Raw genomic sequence first — 18,711 nt, forward strand, 5'->3', positions numbered from 1 at the left:
TGGCGGGCCGCCTTGAAATTGGTGGCGCGGCGCGCGGCTAACGGGTCCATGGGATTACGCTCTCAGGGCTCGACAGCGGGAGTCAGCGGCCAGACAATCACTGTGATACTGCTCGCAGCCGTCTCCGGCAGCCTATTCTGGCTTGTCGAAATCTACGCTCAAGGACTTCGCGACCCACGCTATCTCGACGGCTGGCTGCTGGCTGCCGGAATGAGCCTGCAGCTCCTTTTTCATGTCGCCACGAAAACGGGCCGCCTATCGCCAAAATCCCTCATGCGCTGGCGGACGTTTCATATTTTCGTCGGCTATCTGCTGGTCGCTGCATTCCTCTCCCATTCAAATTTCTCCTTTCCGAAATCACCTTTCGGAGCGGCGTTGTGGACGGGATTCGTGCTCGTAACTTTAAGCGGCCTGTTCGGCACCTACCTTGCATGGTCGCTCAAAACCAGGGGCCGCATCGACGAGCGCGTCGGCTATGACCGCATTCCGCTTCGCGTCGCTGAACTCGCGCAAGATGTCAAAGCCGTCGTTGCAATGCCCGATCCACCGGCGGACGCGATCGCCTTGCCCGCGGCGCCTTACAATGCCTGGATCATCGATCTCTACACCAACCACCTCAACGATTTTTTCGAGGGGCCCCGCAATTTCTCATCCCATCTGGTCGCTTCGCAACGCCCGGTCAAACGGCTGATCGACGAAATCAACCACCTCTCGCCCTACGTTGACGCTGAGGGCCAGGAAAAGCTTCTGAGACTCTGGAACCTTGTTATCGAAAAGGATCGGCTCGATTTCGCGCGCGTCCATTTCGCCCTCACCAGGGCTTGGCTCTTTGTGCATGTGCCCGTCACCTATGGGCTGCTCGTGCTCTCGGTGCTGCATGTCCTCATCGTCTACTCCTACGCATCCGGGGCTTTGTGATGTGGCGTTTCTTCTGGCCGCAAGAGAGCGAAAATCCGAAACCTCCGAGTTTTCGGCGTGACCGTCTCGCCCTGCTCGTGGCGCTCATCACGGCCGCCTGCACGTTCACCGCCTTCTTTCTCTCGAAGGGAACGCACTTTCTCATGCCCGGGCAGCTGACGAGCGCTCATGCTTCGATTGAAAATTGCTCGTCGTGTCATGGCAAAAGCGGCGAGGGCAAGTTGAGTTGGCTTCACGGCCTTATCGCCGGCGACCCGATTGCAGATAGCAAGGCCTGCATGACCTGCCACAAGATGCCAGCAACCGCTTTCTTCCCGCACGACGCTTCGCCCGACGTCCTGATAGCGAGCACCAAGCGGCTGACCAAGACTGCCGCGACAACGCCCGAGCCGCTATCGGCGCGCGCGCAAAACGCCGCCTTTCCGGCCCACGACGTCGTCTCGCGTGGCTTGACTTGCGCGACGTGCCACCAGGAGCATCAAGGCACAAATTTCAATCTGAGCAAGATATCCAACGAGCAGTGCCGCTCGTGCCATACCGTGAAATTCGACAGCTTCGACGGCCATCACCCGCAATTCGAAAACTATCCGTTCGATCGGCGCACGCGGATCATCTACGACCATGCTGGCCACTTCGATAAACACTTCCCCGAAGTGGCGAAGAAGGATGCAGCAAAGCGCATTCCGCAATCCTGCTCGACCTGTCACGACAGCCAGAAGGACAGGCGGATCATGAGCGTTGCACCGTTCGAGAAGACCTGCAGCGGCTGCCACCTCGATCAGATCACCGGCAAGGAGCGGGCTACTGGCCCGAAAGGCATCGCGTTCCTCGCGCTCCCGGGCCTCGACCTCGAAACCCTGAAGAAGAAGAATGCCGCGATCGGCGAATGGCCGGAGGCGTCGGAAGCCGATCTAACGCCGTTCATGAAGGTGATGATCAGCCGGACCGAGAAGGGCCGCGCGCTTATCAAGACCGTCGACAAAGTGAACCTCCAGGATCTGTCCAATGCGAACGATGAGCAGATCACGGCGGTGAAGGATCTGACCTGGGAGATCAAGCGGCTGCTGTATGCGCTGATCTCTGGCAAGGCTTCGGACGTTCTCGGTGACTTCAACATCGGCAACGGCGGCAAGCTGAGTGCGTCTCTCGTCGCCGATCTTACGGCCAGCATACCGCGTGATGTCGTCGTCGGTGCCCAGCAACAGTGGCTGCCAAATCTCGCAAAAGAAGTTACTGGCGGTCCGGTCACTACCGATCCGCAACCGGTCGTGAATGAGCACGAGCAACCCAAATCGAGCACGACTACGACGGAAGAGCCGTCTGCCCCGGATGCGCCTCAGCCACCCGCCGAGACCGGCGAGAAAGAGGTGACGAGCGAAAAGGAGGGGACGAGCAAAGAAGCCAGCAAAACCAAATACGATCCGCCAGCATGTGTCATGCGCGTTTTTGGGCAGTGCCTCATGTCCGCAGGACAGGAGAATAAGCCTGAAGATCCGGATCCCGCCAAGTCGGATGAAGGCAAGGAAAGGCACTCCGCCGGTAGCCTCCCCGAACCTATGAGAGCGGGCTTGAATGACGTCGGAGCAGCCGGAAATTCTCAAGCTGGCAGCGAAAAGGCGACGACCCAATCTGATGATCTGCTACGTCCCACGGAGGAAGAGCTTCGCGAGATGAAGTCTCGCAGCAAAGATGGCGCAAGAGCGACGCAATCTCGCGAAGTCCCATCGCAGCCGGACAATGTATCCGGATCTCAGGAGAAGACCGCACCTGTGATCAGCATGGAGAGCAATGTTGATCCGGAAAGCTGGGCCGAATACGGCGGCTGGTACCGCCAGGATTACGCGATTTTCTATCGCCCAGTAGGTCACAAGGACAAATTCGTCTACTCATGGCTCGCGCTGACCGGGCCTGAGGCGCCGAGAGGTGATCGGAGCCCCGCAGCTGCCGTCTTCGATTTTCTGACGAGCAAGGACGCTCAAGGATCATGCCCGAAATGCCATAGCGTCGACGACATTCAGGGCAAAGGGCGAGCAGTCAACTTCGCGCCGCCATCGGCCGACACGAAACTCGGACGCTTTACGAATTTCATTCATGAGCCACATTTTGGGGTCACGCCAAATCGCGGATGTCTAACCTGCCATAGCCTCGAGAAGAACCGTCCCTATCTGAAGAGCTACGAGCAGGGCAATCCGCACAACTTCACCTCCAATTTTGGTGTAGTAAGCAAGGACATTTGCCAAACCTGCCATGCCACGAACAAAGTGCGCCAAGATTGTCTGACGTGCCACAAGTATCACGTGAATGGCGTGATCTCACCAATCATGAATACGAAAATTCCGATGCCATAGCGCCAAGCGCGCCGCTCGATTCAAAACGATCACGCAGCAGATATTTGCACAGCGGCTCTTCATGTTTTGACGCGGGCGATCTACGCTAACGCCTCATTTTGCGTCCCATTCTTCTGCATAAAATGCGTTCGCGAGGAGGGGATATGAAACAGCTCTATTTGATGGTCGCCACGGGAACAGCCGCCACGCTATTGGCGACGGCTCTTTTCCTCTTGCGTGTTAAATTGCACGGCAACCGGCCGGCGCTGATGCTCGTCAGACGATGGGTCGCGTCGAGCTTCCACACATCCGGTCTCGTATTGGTTCCACTCGCTATGATTGCCGTCTCTTGTTTTGCCGGCGTCGTCCAAAGCGAATTGAATTCTTCGAGTGACCTATCAACGTTGGGTGATGATGCAGCGTCGACGCAAATTCCAGCATCCGAATCCAACGATGGGTCGGATCCGACTCAAGCGCTCGAGTCTCTACGTGCGTACGCCGACACGATCGATGCCAATCGGGGACCAACAGCCGCGCAATCGTCGGCTCCGAATTCGGTCGAGCTGCCCGACGTCGAAACGATGATCATGAAGCTTGTGACGAAGCTCGAAAAAGATCCGAACGACGTGAATGGCTGGAAAATGCTTGGTTGGTCGTACCTCAATACGGATAGACCGGACGATGCGGTCAAAGCCTACGAAACCGCGCTGAAGCTCGACCCCGGCAACGTGGAACTCAAGAAAGCCCTCGAGCAGGCAAAGGCGGCACAGATCGCGGCAGGCACTTCGCCATCGGCTTCAACATCGCTACCTGCCACAGGGGACACCGCTCAACGTAACGACATGATCCACGGCATGGTCGACAAGCTCGCAGCCCGGCTCGAAAAATCTCCAAATGACGAGAATGGCTGGCTGCGTCTGATGAGTTCGCGCATGACGCTGGGTGAGAAGGATGCTGCAAAAGCCGCGCTGGCGAAAGCGCGCGCAGCATTTGCAAGCGACGCCGAGGCAACGACGCGCTTGAACGCTGCAGCGCGCGAACTTGGCATCGAGAGCAACTAGTCAGCCACAACTTCACCGCACGCAGAACATGGAAGCAGCAAAGCGTTGGCTTAATCTGAAAACCGCCTCGCGCCGAAGCGTGTGAGGACATTGTGCGTGATTTGAACGGCCGCATCGCTCAGCCGCGATGTTCGAAGCTCGGGCGCATTGAAGTCGTCCAGCCCCCAACACCACTGAATGCTTCCCGTCGCGAAGACCTGCCCTCCCGATGGCGTGGCGTAGGTCGCCATGTTTGCGATCACACTTCGACTGGGATCAGTGAGGTTCTGTGCCGGAGAGGCCGCCAGCACAACAAGGCCCTCCGGCGCGCGATCCGTCACACCGTCGACCTCATAGCCGAGCAGCCCGTGGAGTTCGGAACCCTCACGAAGGCCCGTATTTTCAAACGCCCAATGATCGGGATTTGACACGACGATGTTGCCGTCAACCGGGTCCATTAAATACGAGATCCCGATAAGCGCGTCCTCGGGCCGCGCAACCGGCGCGTCGCGCCAGTTGATTGTCGCCAAATGGTCGTTGGCGTGGTCGCCATCGATTAGAACCGGATCCGACGCCGCAGCGCATTCTTTATAGATTGCCAGAAACCTGCAAGGACGCCCCTTGCGATCCTTCTCTTGCCGCACCTGCCAATAGACGGCGTTGGCGCCTGAGAAAAACAGGCTTGTCCCGTTGGACAAAGCCTTCTCGATATTGTTCCGGCTTTCCCAAGACCAATACTCGTCATGCGCACCCGCAATGAAGACTCGACGCCGTGAAGCGACGTCGGGCGAATTGTGACTATCGACGTTCGTTATATAGGTGACGTGGTAGCCTTCGCGCTCCAACCAGCGAACCGTATTGTAATCCCACCCAGCGCTCGAAATGGGATAGCCTTCGCTCACCGGCTGCACGTTCGATAGGAACTCACCCGCACCCATGCCAAACACAGCCGCTGGATTATTGCTGGCGGCATAGGGTCTGTTGAAGGAAACCATGACCGCGGGTTGGCCCTTCGTGGAACCCCATGGCATCCCATTGCCACTCCCCCACGAATAGCCCGACTTGCCGCCCCAAAAATTGTAGACTTGATAGGTGTTGAGCGGCAGTTGATATACGATATCGGCTTGATCGATATCACTTCTCACCACGAAAATAATATACGACTGACGCCCCCTGATATTTTCCTCCAACTTGGCCAGATAGACTCCCGAGGGCCAGCTCTTCGGGACAACCAACTCGCATGGATCCTTCCAGTCGCAATCGACGAGTCCCGTCTCGATGTCTTGGCCCGGAAATGCTTGGCGGCAACCCTGGACCGAGACGGGGCCAAAGACATGTCGCGCACCTTTGCCGCCGTACCAACCCATCCGAAAAATTTCGATAGTGTACGAACGAGCCCGAGTACTGACGTAAAACGCGATCGTCTCGCCTGCTGAGGCACTGCAGAGAGACGCGTATCCCTCGATCTCGCGCCATAAGGCAGGTCTCGTCAGTTTCCAGCGTTCCGTGCCGCGGCGAAGGTTCTCAAACACGATCGGGTTTGACTTCTTGGAGAGAACGAGCCGGGCTCGCGCAAGGAGGCGACGCAACGACGCGGGAAAATGAGCAGCCATCGGACAATAGCCTTCATTCAAAATGATATATTCAAAGAATGTATTTCAGAGAAAACTTCGAATAGTCGTCAGCGCAAAAACCAATAGGGTTTCACATTATTCTCCATCAAGATCATGGAGCATCGAATCCCACGGCCGGCGCGCAATTATCGACAGAAATCGGCCGCAGCTCCGCGGCCGAACTCTATCGGCCAAAACTCTGATGTCCGAGAAGACCGCCGCTACGCGTCCTTGTTCGCCTTCCCCAGAAGCGCGAGCGTCTTTCTGTCCGGTCCATTGCAGAACGTGTAAAGCGCCCGCGCGTAGATGCTCTCGTGTCCCGTGACCGATGCGAAGAGCGTCATCGACGAATGAAATTTCAGATTGTCGGGCGTGCCCAGAATATCGATCAGAGACTTGTCTCTATGATCGAGCATCAGCGCCGTAACCTGCGCGAGACGGGGACCGAGCACTGGATGGCCGACGAAGGCCCGAGCTTCCTCATAGCTACCGATGCCAAATTTCTCCGACATCGCACTCGAGCCGAGACCGCGGAATTGCGGAAAGATGAACCACATCCAATGCGATCGCTTCTTGCCCGCTGTGAGCTCAGTCACCACGCGCGCAAAAACGTCCGCCTGCGCACTGACAAACCGCTGGAGGTCGAAAGGATCTGCACGATCTTGCATGGACGTCCTTTTGAGAACACTGGCGCTAGGCTTCCGCCCAGCACTCCTTCATAGATCTCGTGGCCCCGATGTTAGATGTTATTTGAACAATCCGCGAAACTGCAACTTTTCCACTGCACCAGCAGCCAAAACGGCTACTCCGCAGCCGTCTTGCGCCGCACTTTATCGATGTTCATTTTGTGGACGGCCTCGTACGGCTCGAAGTACGTGACCCAACCGCGCGCAAGCGGTCCCGCAAGAAAATCCTGAAGAGGAAGACTGGCCAAACGCTCGTCTCCCGCAGCCGCGAGCAGCCCCTCGACATAAATGCGCGTCGCATCGATCAAACCGGAATCGTAACCCGCGTTCGCGATACGCTCCGGCGCACCATGGTTCGGAAGAATGCGCAAAAATTCCCAAGTCGCAAGCTCGTCGAGCCCCGCGAGATGCGCACGCAGCCGCTCCGGCTCATCGACATAGGTAACGGTATCTTCGAGCGTGTCGCCCGCCAGCAACGTGCCATCCGACGGCAAATAGAGGGCAACACCGTCGCGGCTGTGAATGTCGAGCGGTCGCAACGCGATTCCGATATCGCCGCAGCTCAGCTCCAAGCCACCCGAGAATGTCGTCGTCGGCAGAACGAGAGGTGAGATCCCCGGCAACCCGTCGAGCGTGCCGGCCTCAATCGCCGCCCTCTTTTGCGCGAGCAACCGCGCGGTCTCTTCGCACGCAATGATCTCGCAGTCATCGAACACCGCGTTTCCTGCTACGTGATCCAAGTGCCAGTGACTGAGCACCACGCGAAAATCGCGAACGCCCTGCGCTTCGAGCGTCCGTCTGATGATCCGCGCATGAGCGAGAGACAGGTGCGTGTCGTAAACAACCGCCGACGCCCCATCGACAACCGCGTAGCTGCAGATGCCGAGCGCATAACCGCCGTCATCAACCCAGTTGGGCTCGGACGAATGATAACGCGCGCCCGCTACCCGGCCGTCGTAAAATCCGAGGAGATTAGGTCCAAGCTGAAGCAGCCTCATCGTCGATGTTTCGACCGGCATCGGATCATCCGCTACGTAATGCACGTGACTTGCGCTTCAGCGTTCCCCCACCAGGAATGCAACACCTAGTGGCAACAATCGCATAGAATTCCAGTATATCAGGCCGTGCCAATCGCAACGGCGCGCACCTGACAAGCCCCATTCCGGCGACTTTGCGTTTATTGGTCGCAAATTGAGAATGGCGAGGAAACCCGGGCCGCCACATATCTCCCGCGCACTTGAAGGACGTGCACGCCTCTCGCGGCCATGCTAAACGTTCGAAATGCGGCGCGAGTTCTTTTTCAACCCATGAGAAGCCCGAACGTCCCGTTAAAACCAGGAGGGGTGGTTATGCCGAACTTTGGAATTCCTCGCCGGGCCGCGGCAGATTTCAGAAGCGAGTCTGTGACCGTAAACTGGAGGCGCGGCCTGTTTCGGGTTTGGATCCTGGTTTCCGCGGGCTGGATCATGGGATGGACGATCTATCTCCTGCTCGAAGGCGTACAAGGCAGCCTGAGCACGCGAGGCGATTTCATCGAGGTTCCGATACTGCTCTTCGCTCCGCCGGTTGCACTCTGGCTGTTCGGCTTCGCAGCTGCCTGGGCAATTCGCGGTTTCGAAATTGAGCGATAGCGGCGTCGCCGCCGCCCTCACGTCGCGTCGGATTGCGCGCGCGAAGAATCCGCCGAACCTTTCGTCTTCCAGAACCGGTGCGCCCGCGCTTCCTCGTTGTCGGATTTCGTGAGCGTCAAATGCTCGGCGAGGGCTTTCGAGTCCTTGAAAACGTCTTCCCAGGTTAAATCGGCGGCCTTGAGCATTTCCGAAGCCTTGAGCGCGGCCGATGCCCGTTCCCCTTCATTGGGCGACCCAAGCATTCCGCAAAGCTTGGTAAAGCGGGCAAGATCAAGAGCAACTGGGCGCCGTTCAGCCGGACCATCGGATTGACTGCGACGACGCCACTTGGCCATGAAACCCTCTGCAAACCCCTGCTGCACTTGCAGCGGCCGCAAAGGGCCACCGCAAACACCGGACTAAGTCCTTTTGTACTCCGCGTTTCGGCTGCTTGATAGTGATCCGCGCGTAGAAATGAACGTGAGCCCAGACTAGCCGATAAGTCGTTGGCTTGGTTTGATTATTTCTGAGAAATTGGAGCGGGTGATGGGAATCGAACCCACGTATTCAGCTTGGAAGGCTGCTGCTCTACCATTGAGCTACACCCGCGATCGAGCCAGGGGCCCGGAAAGAAACGGGTTTCTGCCATAGCCTCGCAGAACATGCAAACGGTCAAAACTGCGCAAATGCGATCGGGCCAGGGTTATCCTATCTAAGTTCCACGCCGTTGCCGATGCAGATCCTGCCCACCGCTTTTCCGGCCGGTCCGGAGCAGGCCGGAGGGCATTGTCTGTTGTAACGGAGCCGGAACGCGTCCGGAATGCGCCGATCCCTCAGGATGTTTGTCTTTCGGCCCCCCGCAGCTCGAACGCGTGTTGATTGTGTCAGGTTCGACATGCGAAATAGCGAAAAAAATTGCCGCGAAACGCAGCATAATTTTGGGGGAAACAACGCATGACAGCAGCCAACCCAGCGGACGAGTCTGCTCCCGGTTTGCTCGATCGAGAACGTATTGTCGCAAAGGCAGGCTTTAATCGCTGGCTCGTCCCGCCAGCGGCTCTCGCCATCCATCTTTGCATCGGCATGGCCTATGGCTTCTCGGTCTTTTGGAAACCGCTGCAGGGCGCGCTGGTTGGAGCCGACGGCAAATCTCTGCCGGAATGCTCCGCAGGTGCGGTGACCTTCAGCGAGAAAGCGGCAGGCACGCTCAAAGCCCTGACTGCTACGGACTGCAATTGGAGCCAGTTCGATCTCGGCTGGATGTTCACTTTTTTCTTTGTCCTGCTCGGCGTCTCTGCCGCGATCTGGGGTGGCTGGCTCGAACGGGCCGGCCCACGCAAAGCGGGCGTCGTCGCGGCAATCTGCTGGTGCGGCGGCCTCGTGATTTCCGCTCTCGGCATCCACCAGCATCAGCTTTGGATCATGTGGCTCGGCGCTGGCGTCATCGGGGGCGTCGGTCTCGGACTGGGCTACATTTCGCCGGTATCAACGCTGATCAAGTGGTTCCCCGATCGTCGCGGTATGGCGACCGGCATGGCCATCATGGGTTTCGGCGGCGGCGCAATGATAGGCTCGCCGCTCGCCACGCTGCTCATGAGTCACTTCAAGACGGCAAGCGATCCCGGCGTCTGGGAGACATTCCTCGTCATGGCGGCGATCTATGCCGTATTCATGCTGATCGGCGCGTTTGCCTATCGCCTCCCGCCGTCTGGCTGGAAGCCAGAAGGCTGGACACCGCCGGCGACAACGAACGCCATGATCACGTCCAACCAGATCCATCTCGACAACGCGCACAAGACGCCGCAGTTCTGGCTGTTGTGGCTGGTGCTCTGCCTCAACGTCTCTGCCGGTATCGGAATCATCGGCGCTGCGTCTCCAATGTTGCAGGAGACATTCGGCGGGGCCTTGATCGGTCATCCCGAGCTGGCATTTGCCGATGTGAAGAAAGACGCCGCCCTCGCAGCGCAAGCTGCAGGCGTCGCCGCCGGATTCGTCGGCCTCATCTCGCTCTTCAACATCTTCGGGCGAATTGCGTGGGCCTCGTCCTCGGACGCGCTCGGCCGCAAGCTGACCTACTTCATCTTCTTCGTGCTCGGAGCGGCGCTTTACGCGCTCGCGACCCAGGCCGCCGAGTGGAAGTCGCTGGCGCTGTTCGTCGGCTGCTTCTGCATCATCGCATCGATGTACGGCGGCGGCTTTGCGACGATACCCGCCTATCTCGCCGACATGTTCGGCACGCAGTTCGTCGGCGCCATCCACGGCCGTCTCCTCACGGCGTGGTCGACGGCTGGCATCGTCGGTCCGGTGATCGTCAACTACCTGCACGATACCCGGCAGGCCGAGGGCATTCCCGCCGATCAAATCTACGGACCTATATTTTACGTCCTCGCGGCGCTTCTGGTCGTTGGGTTCGTCGCCAATTTGCTTGTCCGTCCCGTCAACGCGAAATGGAACATGTCGGAGGCCAACATCGCCGAAGAACGTGCAAAGCTGCATGAGAAGGCTTCGAAGGGGATCACCGGCTCGTTCGGCATCGGCAAGGGCGGCATCGATGCGAAGGCCCTGCCCTTCTGGCTTCTCGTTCTCATTCCGCTCGGCTGGGGAGTTTGGACCACGGTCCAGAAAGCCGCCGCGCTATTTTGATCGAGGTTGCATCGGCGCGTGCGACCTGCTCATCAGAGGTTCCTTGGTATCGAACTCGAGCCGCACCTGCGATTGCATATCGCGGGAGCTCGTCCAGCCCATCAGCGGATCGATATCGCGCGGGCTCGCGGGTCCGAACTCAAGCACCCACTCTTTCGTGCGCGCTTCCCCTGATTGCATGGCGGTTTTGGCGGGCTTGAAGATCCGTGCCGTCATGTTAGCTCCGCTCAGACATTGAGATCGACAAAATCGTCGGCGCAATCATCTAGCATTTACCAACCCCCATTTCGACGGCAATTTCAGCGCAGACACCCTAATCGGTGCCGCCGTCCCAGGATTCCTCAGCGGGCAACGTCTGCGCTGCCGCGGCGCCGTTTCCTGCCCCGGAGCGCTCAGCCTTACGGAATTATCGCGACTTTTAGATACGGCCTTAAGACTGCAGGTGCGCACTCCGACCTATACTGATCGGCAGACGGGGGACACTTGGCGGCCATCAAAACCAAGGAGGAGCCCAGACTATGAAATACGTAATCGCCTCGGCACTCGCCGCACTCACACTCTCCGCAGCAGCGACACTTGCAGTCGCCGAAGACCAGTCACCAGCGGACCCGACCCGGCACCGCATGGGTGATGAAGGCAAGCTTCCGCCAACCGGCGCCGTCACCGGTCGTGTTCCAGAAATGGGAGCCGGAACGGGTCAGAGCACGGGCACAGAAGGCACGTCACAACACAGAATGGGTGACGAGGGCAAACTTCCGGCAACAAACTCGATGAGCAAGAAGGTGCCGGAAATGACACCCCCGAACACCGAGAACCCCGGGAAGTAGGACATTCCTGCTCTCGTTCGCGGCAGATGACGAACGCAGTCGGCGTTCCCACTCAGAGTGGTTCGCCGGTTGCCCATTATGAGGTCTCAATCCCTTTGCAGAATTCCGGAGACTCTTCATGGCAGTCAGACCAATATTAGAAACACATTCTTCATCGGCAGATCCGAGTTGGTGGGGAGCCATGCTTCTCGGCGCCGTTTTCATCATCGCCGGCCTCATCGTGCTGGGTGACGTCGTCGCCGCAACGATGATCAGCGCCATTCTCATCGGCATCGTGTTGCTCGTCGCCGGTGCGTCGGAGGTGTTCCAATCCTTCTCCGCCCCGCATTGGCGCGGCTTTCTGCTCAGACTTCTCATCGGACTTTTGTATGCCGTCGGCGGATTGATGCTCGTAACCGATCCAGCTGGCGCCTCCATCGCCCTCACCCTGGTATTCGCGCTGGCGCTCATCGCGTCCGGCGCCGTGCGCATCGTTCAGGCGGTGGAGTACTGGCAATGGTTCGGCTGGCTGCTGCTGGCTTCAGGCATCGTCGGTATCCTGGCCGGCCTAGTCATTTTGTCGAAATGGCCCGTCAGCGGTTTGTGGGTTCTCGGTCTCGTGGTCGGTATTGACCTGCTGCTTCACGGCTTCTGGTGGATCACACTCGGCAGCCAATTGCGAAACGACCACGGAGCCATCGCCGCCTGACGTTTGCGGCGGAGACCTGTGTCGACAGAAAAACCGAGAGGCGCGCCGGTCGGAGGCACTGGCGGCCTCCGGAACGCTCGGATCCAGGACGAAAACCCTTGGCTGCGCTATCACGTCGGTAAACTCGACCTCACTTTACCCAAGCAGACCCCTCGCCGCACCGTGCAAAAGAGCCGGCCCGGCGAATGTTTTGCGGCTCAGCACATGGGATGCTGAATTATTCAATCCGGCTCTTTTCCTCAAACACTGCGTGGTTCGTTTGGAGCAGCGGGCAGTGAGGTAGCATCGCGGCCTAGTGTCGAATGACACGAATTCCCTGCGCAATCGGCCGCCGAGAACCGTCTCATGGTTGAAGGCTCTCGGCCTCACGCGCACATCGTGCGGCCTCGATCTCCGTACGTGTCACCTGCCTGCAAAACTGACGACGCCATATGCGACATGCGAGGACCACTATGATCACAACAGCCGCTGCCGCCCGCCTGTTCGCACTCGGACTGATCGCACTCGGTCTGTTCGGCGCCGCCCCCGACATGGCGACGGCACAGGATTATAAGAGTTCGGAGCGAGCACCGCCGTCCTGGACCCAGTTCGCCAAACTCGTCAAATACCGCTTCGAGACGTGGGTGAGCGGCATCGATCCACAGGCCGCTCGCTTCAGGGTGTACGTCAAAGCTCACATGGGTCGCGAAGACGGCCCCCCGCCGGTGCTCACCGTGAAGGTGTGGGTCAATCCTGACGGCAGCATCGCGCGAGTCTCATTTGCGGAGTTCAAGGACAAGGGAGCAACCGAGGACCTGCGCGCGATCCTGATGCGCGGAAACGTTGGCGAACCCCCGCCGTCCGATATGCTGCAGCCGCTGAACCTACGCTTCGCGATCAGCCCGATGCAAAAAAGCAGCCGCGATGTTCCGGTCCCCCGGAAGATACTCGCTCATGGCTAGTGTCCGTTCTGGTCATAGTCCGACGGAGACCGGCGGACGCGGCAATTGCGATCCGAAGGTGCTCGCGGCCGGATTTGGTCCTACGCGTTCGCTATGCGCACACCGACATCGACAATCGAAGCCGGTACCGATGCACGTCAAATTGTAAGCACTTGCCGGATAGGGTTTAACGCGGCATTCGCGAACCGCATCTCTCGATGCTCGCCGCGCGCAACTCAGTTGCCTAACTTGCCTCGCGCGCACTGCCTCCCGCGAATGCTCGAAAGCCAGCGCCCATATCGAAAGATAAAGGAGCGCGCGTCGTCACGGGCGATACGGAACGACGGAATTCCCATAATTCTTTCCGTACTGCTGCTTGACCGCAGGCACGTTGACGATGCCGAGTTTGGTATCCGGAGACCTGGCGTCAAGCGGCGGTATGTTCGGGAGCGGCGCGACCTTTTCTACCTTCTCCTTCAATTGCGTGTTGAGGCAGTCGTAGGCCCTGGAACTCCCGATCTCGACCTCGACGCAGCTCTCGTGGCCCGGGACTTCACCGTGGGTTTTCCCTTTGGAACCGGGCGTGGTCTCTTCGGCAGCCGCAGTCCCCACCGCAGCAAATAAGGCGAGAAGTGCAATAATTCGCATCATACCCTCTCATTGACGGAACTCGGACATCACACCGCTGCGTTACTGCGGCGAACTACGCGGCTCGAGCGACAGCTTGAGATGGACCGGCTGCAACATGTCGGCCGGCGGTGTAGGGGTCGCGACGCGCAGAAGCAAAGACTTGAGGTCCGGATCGATGGTCTCCGATACCGAACCAAAGTCAACACGCTCCACGCGGCCGTCTCGCGCGATCCACACGCGCACGGCTACCTGCAGCGGTTGCGCGTCACCTCCGTTTCGAACCTCGTCGAGCGCCGCTCGAAGCTTGCGTGCCTGAGGATCGTCCGACTTTAGCAGCGCCTCCGCCTTACCGCGCAGATCTCCCGCAAACTCAATCCACGCCTTCGGAACACCTGCAGGCGGCCGGAAGGAGCTCTGCTGCTGCGCCTGCCCGTTGGACGCGAGCGCAAGTGCAGCTCCTGTTGACACGAACACAGTCATGAGACGTCGCAGAGCCGGATTGCTCCGGCCTGCGATCTTCGTCAAAAGGCGACCGAACCCCTTCACTGCACCACCCTGGCGTTCAATGCTTCGCTGAGGCAATGTCTTCGGGTGCGGGACCGGCCCCGTCGTTGGCCGCGGGCTCAACAGCCGTCGGTAATGCCGTCCGCAGCCACGCGATCAGCTGGTTCACCAGCGCGTCCCAGATCTCCATCTGAGCTCTGAGATACTGAGTGCTCACTCCGCCGGCGATCCCAACATCCATGCCGAGGACAAGAAACTCCTGATCGGGAGTTGCCCGGTCCAGGAACAGACGTGCGAAGCGCCTGGTCCTGTTCCAATCGTTGAGCAGCTTCTCGGGGAAAACGCCCCTCACCGCAAAGAGAGCCACGAACGTCATATCGAGGTGCCGGCCTTCGGGACCCGGCAACTGATTGCCGAGACGAATATCGAACGGCAGGCCGGCAGTCGCAGAGCGGAGCACGGCCATACCATCCGCCGTCAGCACCTCGACCCGGTAACCGGCAGCTTGGAGCGTGTCTTTGACGTCATCCGAGGTAACGCCAAGAAGCAGACTTGTTACATCATTGGCAGCGACGAGACTCTGCCCCGGCACCCCAGCCGCATCGATTTCAGAAGCCATATCTGACATGGTGATCTCCGGTGGAAGGTTCTTGAGGGCTTACTGCTTCGCCCGTCGGTCGAGTACGCTGGTCAGAGCGAGCTCGTTGATGGTCGGCGGGCTCTGCTCGAGGAGCTTGGTGAGGTACGCGCGGCGTGCGATTTCGGCGCGCTGCGCACGCAAACGCTGGCTGAGTGCGTCCTTGACCTCGGCGAGGGTACGGGTGCCCGCTTCCTTGGTGTCGAGAAGCTTCACGATATGCCACCCGCCATCCGACTTGATCGGTGCACTGACAGCCCCCTTCGAAAGGGCCAGAACCTGCGCACGGATGTCGGGCTTCATCTGAGTTTCGGCCAACCAACCGATCTCGCCGCCGCGGGCAGCGCTGGCGGGCTCGTCGGAAGCGGTCTTGGCGATCTCGGCGAAGTTCGCATCAGGAGCCACCAGCTTAGCCTGGACATCTGCGAGCTTTTTGCTGGAATTGTCCTGAGCCGCCTTGTCGGCGTTCTCGGGACGAGCGATGAAGATCTGCGCGACATTGAACGTACGTGGCACTGCGAACGCCGCCTTGTTGGCCTCGTAGGCTTGCGAGAGTTCGGCTTCGCTCGGGAATTCGGGCGGCACAGTCGCGATCGACTGGAGGTAGGATTCCACGACAGCATTGTCGCGGGCCAGCTTCAGCTGGGTCGCGATTTGAGGCTGCTCATCCCACTTCTTGGCCATCGCCTCCTTCAATACCAGCTGATTGGCCAACATAACGCGAAGCGTCTGGCTGAAAAGAGCGGGATCACTTGCCAAGGCCTCCTGCTCGTTGGCCGACAAAGTCGATACGAAGGCGCGGATCTCGTTGCGAGTGAGTTCCTTGTCACCCGCACGGGCAACCACATCTCCGCTCGGCGCACGCGCCGGTGCGGCAGCAGCGGGAGCACCCGGAACGGCAGCAACCGGCGCGCGCGGCGGAGCGGCAGCCGGTGCCGGACTTACGCCCGGAGCCTGCGGCGGTTTTGCTGCGGGCGCAACCTGCACCTGAGCGATGGCAACGGTCGAAACCGAAACCAGCAGTACGGCCAGCGTCGCGCGCAAGGTGTGCCTTGCACCCGCGTTCGAGGCGAGATGGATTGTGGTCATTGCGGTCATCGTAAGTGTCTCCAACTAGGGTTCTATCGTTTGGCCTTCGCGCGCTCGACGGGGATCGCCTCAACCTGGACGCGCTCTGAATAATCTTCCAACAGGCTCTGGACTTGCGTGCGCCGGATGCCGGTCAGTGGCTCTTTAGTAAGGAGAGCATCACCCAGCGTGACGCTATCGTAGTAAGCGAGCAACTCCCGTCCGACCCGCGCGAGCTTCTGGTTCTTGCCCGTGCAAGCGGTGAGGCCGGTTTTGGTGGAGTTGAGCTCCGCCTCGAACTGGGCGCGCTCGGCATCCTTGGTGCGCGCCACAGTCGCCGCCTCGGTGTAGGCTTCCTTCCATTTCTCGAGCGTCTGATTGCGCTCTTCGAGTCGTTCGTTGAATTGCGTCACCGCCTCGCGATAGTCCTTCTTGACTTGGCGGACCTCGGCCTTGGTGGCGTCAAGCTGCCCCTTGAGCGCAGTATTGTCGTGCTCAACTTTAGCGACCTTGGATTGCAGCGCATTGCGCTGATCCTCGAGCGCACGGGCTTGCGTCGTCGCAGTGCGCAGTGCCTCCCGCAGACGATCGGTTTCTGACTCCGCCTGAGCTGCAGCCCCGGTTGCTGTGCCTGCAGAAACAGCCAGCAAGGTGAGTATGGCAATGAGTTTGCGCATGATCAGAACTTTGCGTTGAGGTCGACTTGAAGGGCGTCGACGGCGTATGGCTCACCAGAAATCGAGTTGGCGCTCATCCACTTCGCCGTCGTCCACACATTCTTGGAGACCGCGAAATTGCCGCCAAGGAAGTAGCCTTGCAGGTTGGTGCCGCCGAGACCGAAGTCGCTGTCCGAGAAGGCATCCATCACGGCATCGGATTCGAGATAGCGATAGCCAATGTTTGTATTCCAATCGCCGAACTTCTCGAGGTTCTTGTGACCGACGGTGACCTTCGCTATCCAACCGAGATTGCCGCCTTCGAACAGACACCGCCCGCTGCCACCGTTCGGACCGCAAGTGTTGACAGCGTATGCCGCAACATGGGCGCGATCAAAGGCGCTGTTCCATACAAACTCGCCGTCAACCACGACGTGGACCGGATGGAAGTTACCGAAGTCGGCGCGCCCCGACAGGACGAGCGGACGAAATTCACTCGCGAGGCCGTAGTACTGCGGGCTTGAGAGCAGCTGCTGTCCCTGCAGCGGAATGACGTCGCGCAAGTACATGTACGTGTTGCCCTTCTGGGCAAACGACGGACGCAGATGGTCCGTATCGCAAGCGGTCGCGCGTCCGAGGATGTCGCAAGGACTCGACCTCTTACCCTGAACGCCCGAGAAGTCGAAGAGGCCGGCGCCCATGGTAAACGCCAAGGTGGGCGTCGCTTGCCAGTTCATGCCAACCTGGCCACCAAAAAGATACTTGTCCGCACTCTTGAACTTGTCTGGCTCATTGGTCGCAAAGTCGAGATTGGTGTTGAATATCGGAAAAGCGCCGCCAGCGGCGAATACCGTGAACCCGGGCCTAATCTTGCTCTTGGTCTGGAACGCGGCGCCATCGAAACCGAGATCGTCGTCCCAGACGAGATCCGTAGGTTTCCAGAACGGATTGTCAAAGCGTCCGGCGGAAAGCGCCACGTCCGTCGAAATGCCGTAGCGATCGAACGGAGTGCCCGTCGTGTTGAAATCATAGGTTAGGTAGGCACGGTCGAGCCACAACTGGTATCTCGAGAAGTTGCCGCCCGATCCGCCAAGCGTTTGATTTGTGGAGACCGGCGAGGCGCTCGACCCCGTCGCAAGACGCATCCCAGCCGTGAAGCCCTCTGAGAGGTCTGCCTCCATCCCCAGGCGCGCACGCAGGCGAAAGCGGTCGCGGTCCGCGTTGCCGTCGAAGACCGGAGGGAAAGAAGTCTTGTTCAACGGGTCGAAGGGCGCCCCCGTGTTGATGGCATTGAAGTCCGTCAATTGATCTGTGTTGTACCCGCCGCCAGGATAGAACAGACCCTCGTAGCGGCCGCGCAGATCGCCATGGAAACGGATGCGCGAAGCCCACTCCGGATAGGTGCCCGGCGAAGCCCAGCCCTCTTCCTTGGCCTGCGACATGACCTCCTTGCGGATGTCCTCGCGCAGCTGCCGCTTGACCACCTCAGGTACATAGCTGACGCGCCGGCTGCCTGGCGGCGAAGCCGCAGATGCGGCAGCCGTTGCAGCCTTGGCGGCGGCGTCGGCTTTCGTCGTCGCATCCTGAACAGCATTGCGCGTCACAAACGCCTCGTCGTCGACCTGCGAAGTGACCTTGTCCGCTTGCTCCTGGGTGATGACGCCCTGCTCGAGCAGAAGGTTGACGAGGTTGGCCGTGGCGCTCGGCGACACAGGCTTCTTATCCGAAACTGTGGGCTTGTCTTCTTTGGACTGCTTCTCTTTGGACTTCTTCTCTTTCGACTGCTGCCCTTCCGCTTGCCGCGCTTCCCCCGGCTGCGCCTCGACCCCTTGGGCGAAGGCTGGACCTTGCGCGATCGTCAACGCAACCACAGATGCAGACAGCGCAAACCAACGGCGCACGCCGGCTTCATTCACACTCGACATTGTCCTAGATCCCCCACTT

General features: G+C 59.4%; 19 protein-coding genes and 1 tRNA gene. 8 read left to right on the forward strand and 12 right to left on the reverse strand.

Annotation, left to right across the window (positions count from 1 at the left end; all coding sequences use genetic code 11):
* Positions 1-48 precede the first annotated feature (48 nt).
* The 3 genes from AB4Z24_RS09345 (at position 49) to AB4Z24_RS09355 (ending at position 4,306) form a co-directional block, all read left to right on the forward strand.
* Positions 49-918, forward strand: coding sequence for a hypothetical protein (locus tag AB4Z24_RS09345; RefSeq protein WP_441707721.1), 870 nt, complete (start codon positions 49-51; stop codon positions 916-918).
* Complete coding sequence (locus AB4Z24_RS09350) at positions 918-3,266, forward strand: cytochrome c3 family protein (RefSeq protein ID WP_441707723.1); 2,349 nt, start codon at positions 918-920, stop codon at positions 3,264-3,266. The genes AB4Z24_RS09345 and AB4Z24_RS09350 overlap by 1 nt, the downstream gene beginning before the upstream one ends.
* Positions 3,267-3,409: 143 nt before the next feature.
* A complete protein-coding gene (locus AB4Z24_RS09355) occupies positions 3,410-4,306 on the forward strand; it encodes a tetratricopeptide repeat protein (RefSeq protein ID WP_441707724.1) in 897 nt (298 codons plus the stop codon).
* Positions 4,307-4,356: 50 nt separating this feature from the next.
* Here AB4Z24_RS09355 and AB4Z24_RS09360 read toward each other — a convergent pair whose 3' ends face one another.
* The 3 genes from AB4Z24_RS09360 to AB4Z24_RS09370 form a co-directional block, all read right to left on the reverse strand.
* Positions 4,357-5,898 carry a N,N-dimethylformamidase beta subunit family domain-containing protein gene (locus AB4Z24_RS09360; protein WP_441707726.1) on the reverse strand — a complete coding sequence of 514 codons (1,542 nt, stop codon included), beginning with the start codon at positions 5,896-5,898 and terminating at the stop codon, positions 4,357-4,359.
* A 221-nt stretch (positions 5,899-6,119) separates the two neighbouring features.
* Positions 6,120-6,566, reverse strand: a complete 447-nt coding sequence (locus tag AB4Z24_RS09365; RefSeq protein WP_441707727.1) for a DUF1810 domain-containing protein — start codon at positions 6,564-6,566, stop codon at positions 6,120-6,122.
* Positions 6,567-6,700: 134 nt separating this feature from the next.
* Positions 6,701-7,603: an MBL fold metallo-hydrolase gene (locus tag AB4Z24_RS09370; protein WP_441707729.1), complete on the reverse strand. Its 903-nt coding sequence runs from the start codon at positions 7,601-7,603 to the stop codon at positions 6,701-6,703.
* A 384-nt stretch (positions 7,604-7,987) separates the two neighbouring features.
* On the opposite strand from AB4Z24_RS09370, the gene AB4Z24_RS09375 reads away from it, so the two are divergent.
* On the forward strand, positions 7,988-8,215 hold the full coding sequence (locus AB4Z24_RS09375) for a hypothetical protein (protein ID WP_441707731.1): 228 nt from the start codon (positions 7,988-7,990) through the stop codon (positions 8,213-8,215).
* A gap of 17 nt (positions 8,216-8,232) precedes the next feature.
* Here the strand turns inward: AB4Z24_RS09375 and AB4Z24_RS09380 are convergent, their stop codons facing one another.
* Complete coding sequence (locus tag AB4Z24_RS09380) at positions 8,233-8,550, reverse strand: hypothetical protein (protein WP_441707732.1); 318 nt, start codon at positions 8,548-8,550, stop codon at positions 8,233-8,235.
* A gap of 179 nt (positions 8,551-8,729) precedes the next feature.
* A tRNA-Gly gene (locus AB4Z24_RS09385) sits at positions 8,730-8,803 on the reverse strand.
* 345 nt (positions 8,804-9,148) lie between these two features.
* Here AB4Z24_RS09385 and AB4Z24_RS09390 point away from each other — a divergent pair.
* Complete coding sequence (locus tag AB4Z24_RS09390) at positions 9,149-10,837, forward strand: OFA family MFS transporter (protein WP_441707734.1); 1,689 nt, start codon at positions 9,149-9,151, stop codon at positions 10,835-10,837.
* Here the strand turns inward: AB4Z24_RS09390 and AB4Z24_RS09395 are convergent.
* A complete protein-coding gene (locus AB4Z24_RS09395) occupies positions 10,829-11,053 on the reverse strand; it encodes an NADH dehydrogenase ubiquinone Fe-S protein 4 (protein WP_441707736.1) in 225 nt (74 codons plus the stop codon). The genes AB4Z24_RS09390 and AB4Z24_RS09395 overlap by 9 nt on opposite strands.
* Positions 11,054-11,355: 302 nt before the next feature.
* On the opposite strand from AB4Z24_RS09395, the gene AB4Z24_RS09400 reads away from it, so the two are divergent.
* The 3 genes from AB4Z24_RS09400 to AB4Z24_RS09410 all read left to right on the forward strand — a co-directional run bounded on the left by AB4Z24_RS09400 (position 11,356) and on the right by AB4Z24_RS09410 (position 13,293).
* Entirely contained in the window at positions 11,356-11,664 is a 309-nt protein-coding gene (locus AB4Z24_RS09400) for a hypothetical protein (protein WP_441707738.1), read from the forward strand.
* Positions 11,665-11,782: 118 nt separating this feature from the next.
* Positions 11,783-12,352 carry an HdeD family acid-resistance protein gene (locus AB4Z24_RS09405; RefSeq protein WP_441707740.1) on the forward strand — a complete coding sequence of 190 codons (570 nt, stop codon included), beginning with the start codon at positions 11,783-11,785 and terminating at the stop codon, positions 12,350-12,352.
* A 452-nt stretch (positions 12,353-12,804) separates the two neighbouring features.
* Positions 12,805-13,293 (forward strand): hypothetical protein, encoded by a 489-nt coding sequence (locus tag AB4Z24_RS09410; RefSeq protein WP_441707742.1) that lies wholly within the window; start codon positions 12,805-12,807, stop codon positions 13,291-13,293.
* A 303-nt stretch (positions 13,294-13,596) separates the two neighbouring features.
* Here AB4Z24_RS09410 and AB4Z24_RS09415 read toward each other — a convergent pair whose 3' ends face one another.
* From AB4Z24_RS09415 to AB4Z24_RS09440, 6 genes are read right to left on the reverse strand one after another with little or no spacing between them, the layout of a single operon-like run.
* Positions 13,597-13,920 (reverse strand): hypothetical protein, encoded by a 324-nt coding sequence (locus AB4Z24_RS09415; protein ID WP_441707743.1) that lies wholly within the window; start codon positions 13,918-13,920, stop codon positions 13,597-13,599.
* Between the two features lie 42 nt (positions 13,921-13,962).
* Positions 13,963-14,448, reverse strand: coding sequence for a hypothetical protein (locus tag AB4Z24_RS09420; protein ID WP_441707745.1), 486 nt, complete (start codon positions 14,446-14,448; stop codon positions 13,963-13,965).
* Positions 14,449-14,464: 16 nt separating this feature from the next.
* On the reverse strand, positions 14,465-15,034 hold the full coding sequence (locus AB4Z24_RS09425) for a YbjN domain-containing protein (RefSeq protein WP_441707747.1): 570 nt from the start codon (positions 15,032-15,034) through the stop codon (positions 14,465-14,467).
* Between the two features lie 30 nt (positions 15,035-15,064).
* Positions 15,065-16,141, reverse strand: coding sequence for a peptidylprolyl isomerase (locus tag AB4Z24_RS09430; protein ID WP_441707749.1), 1,077 nt, complete (start codon positions 16,139-16,141; stop codon positions 15,065-15,067).
* Positions 16,142-16,164: 23 nt separating this feature from the next.
* Positions 16,165-16,788 (reverse strand): hypothetical protein, encoded by a 624-nt coding sequence (locus tag AB4Z24_RS09435; protein ID WP_441707750.1) that lies wholly within the window; start codon positions 16,786-16,788, stop codon positions 16,165-16,167.
* A 2-nt stretch (positions 16,789-16,790) separates the two neighbouring features.
* A complete protein-coding gene (locus tag AB4Z24_RS09440; protein ID WP_441707752.1) occupies positions 16,791-18,692 on the reverse strand; it encodes a putative porin in 1,902 nt (633 codons plus the stop codon).
* Between the last annotated feature and the right edge of the window lie 19 nt (positions 18,693-18,711).

The sequence above is a fragment of the Hyphomicrobium sp. 2TAF46 genome (genome assembly GCF_052114865.1).
Taxonomy (GTDB): domain Bacteria; phylum Pseudomonadota; class Alphaproteobacteria; order Rhizobiales; family Hyphomicrobiaceae; genus Hyphomicrobium_B.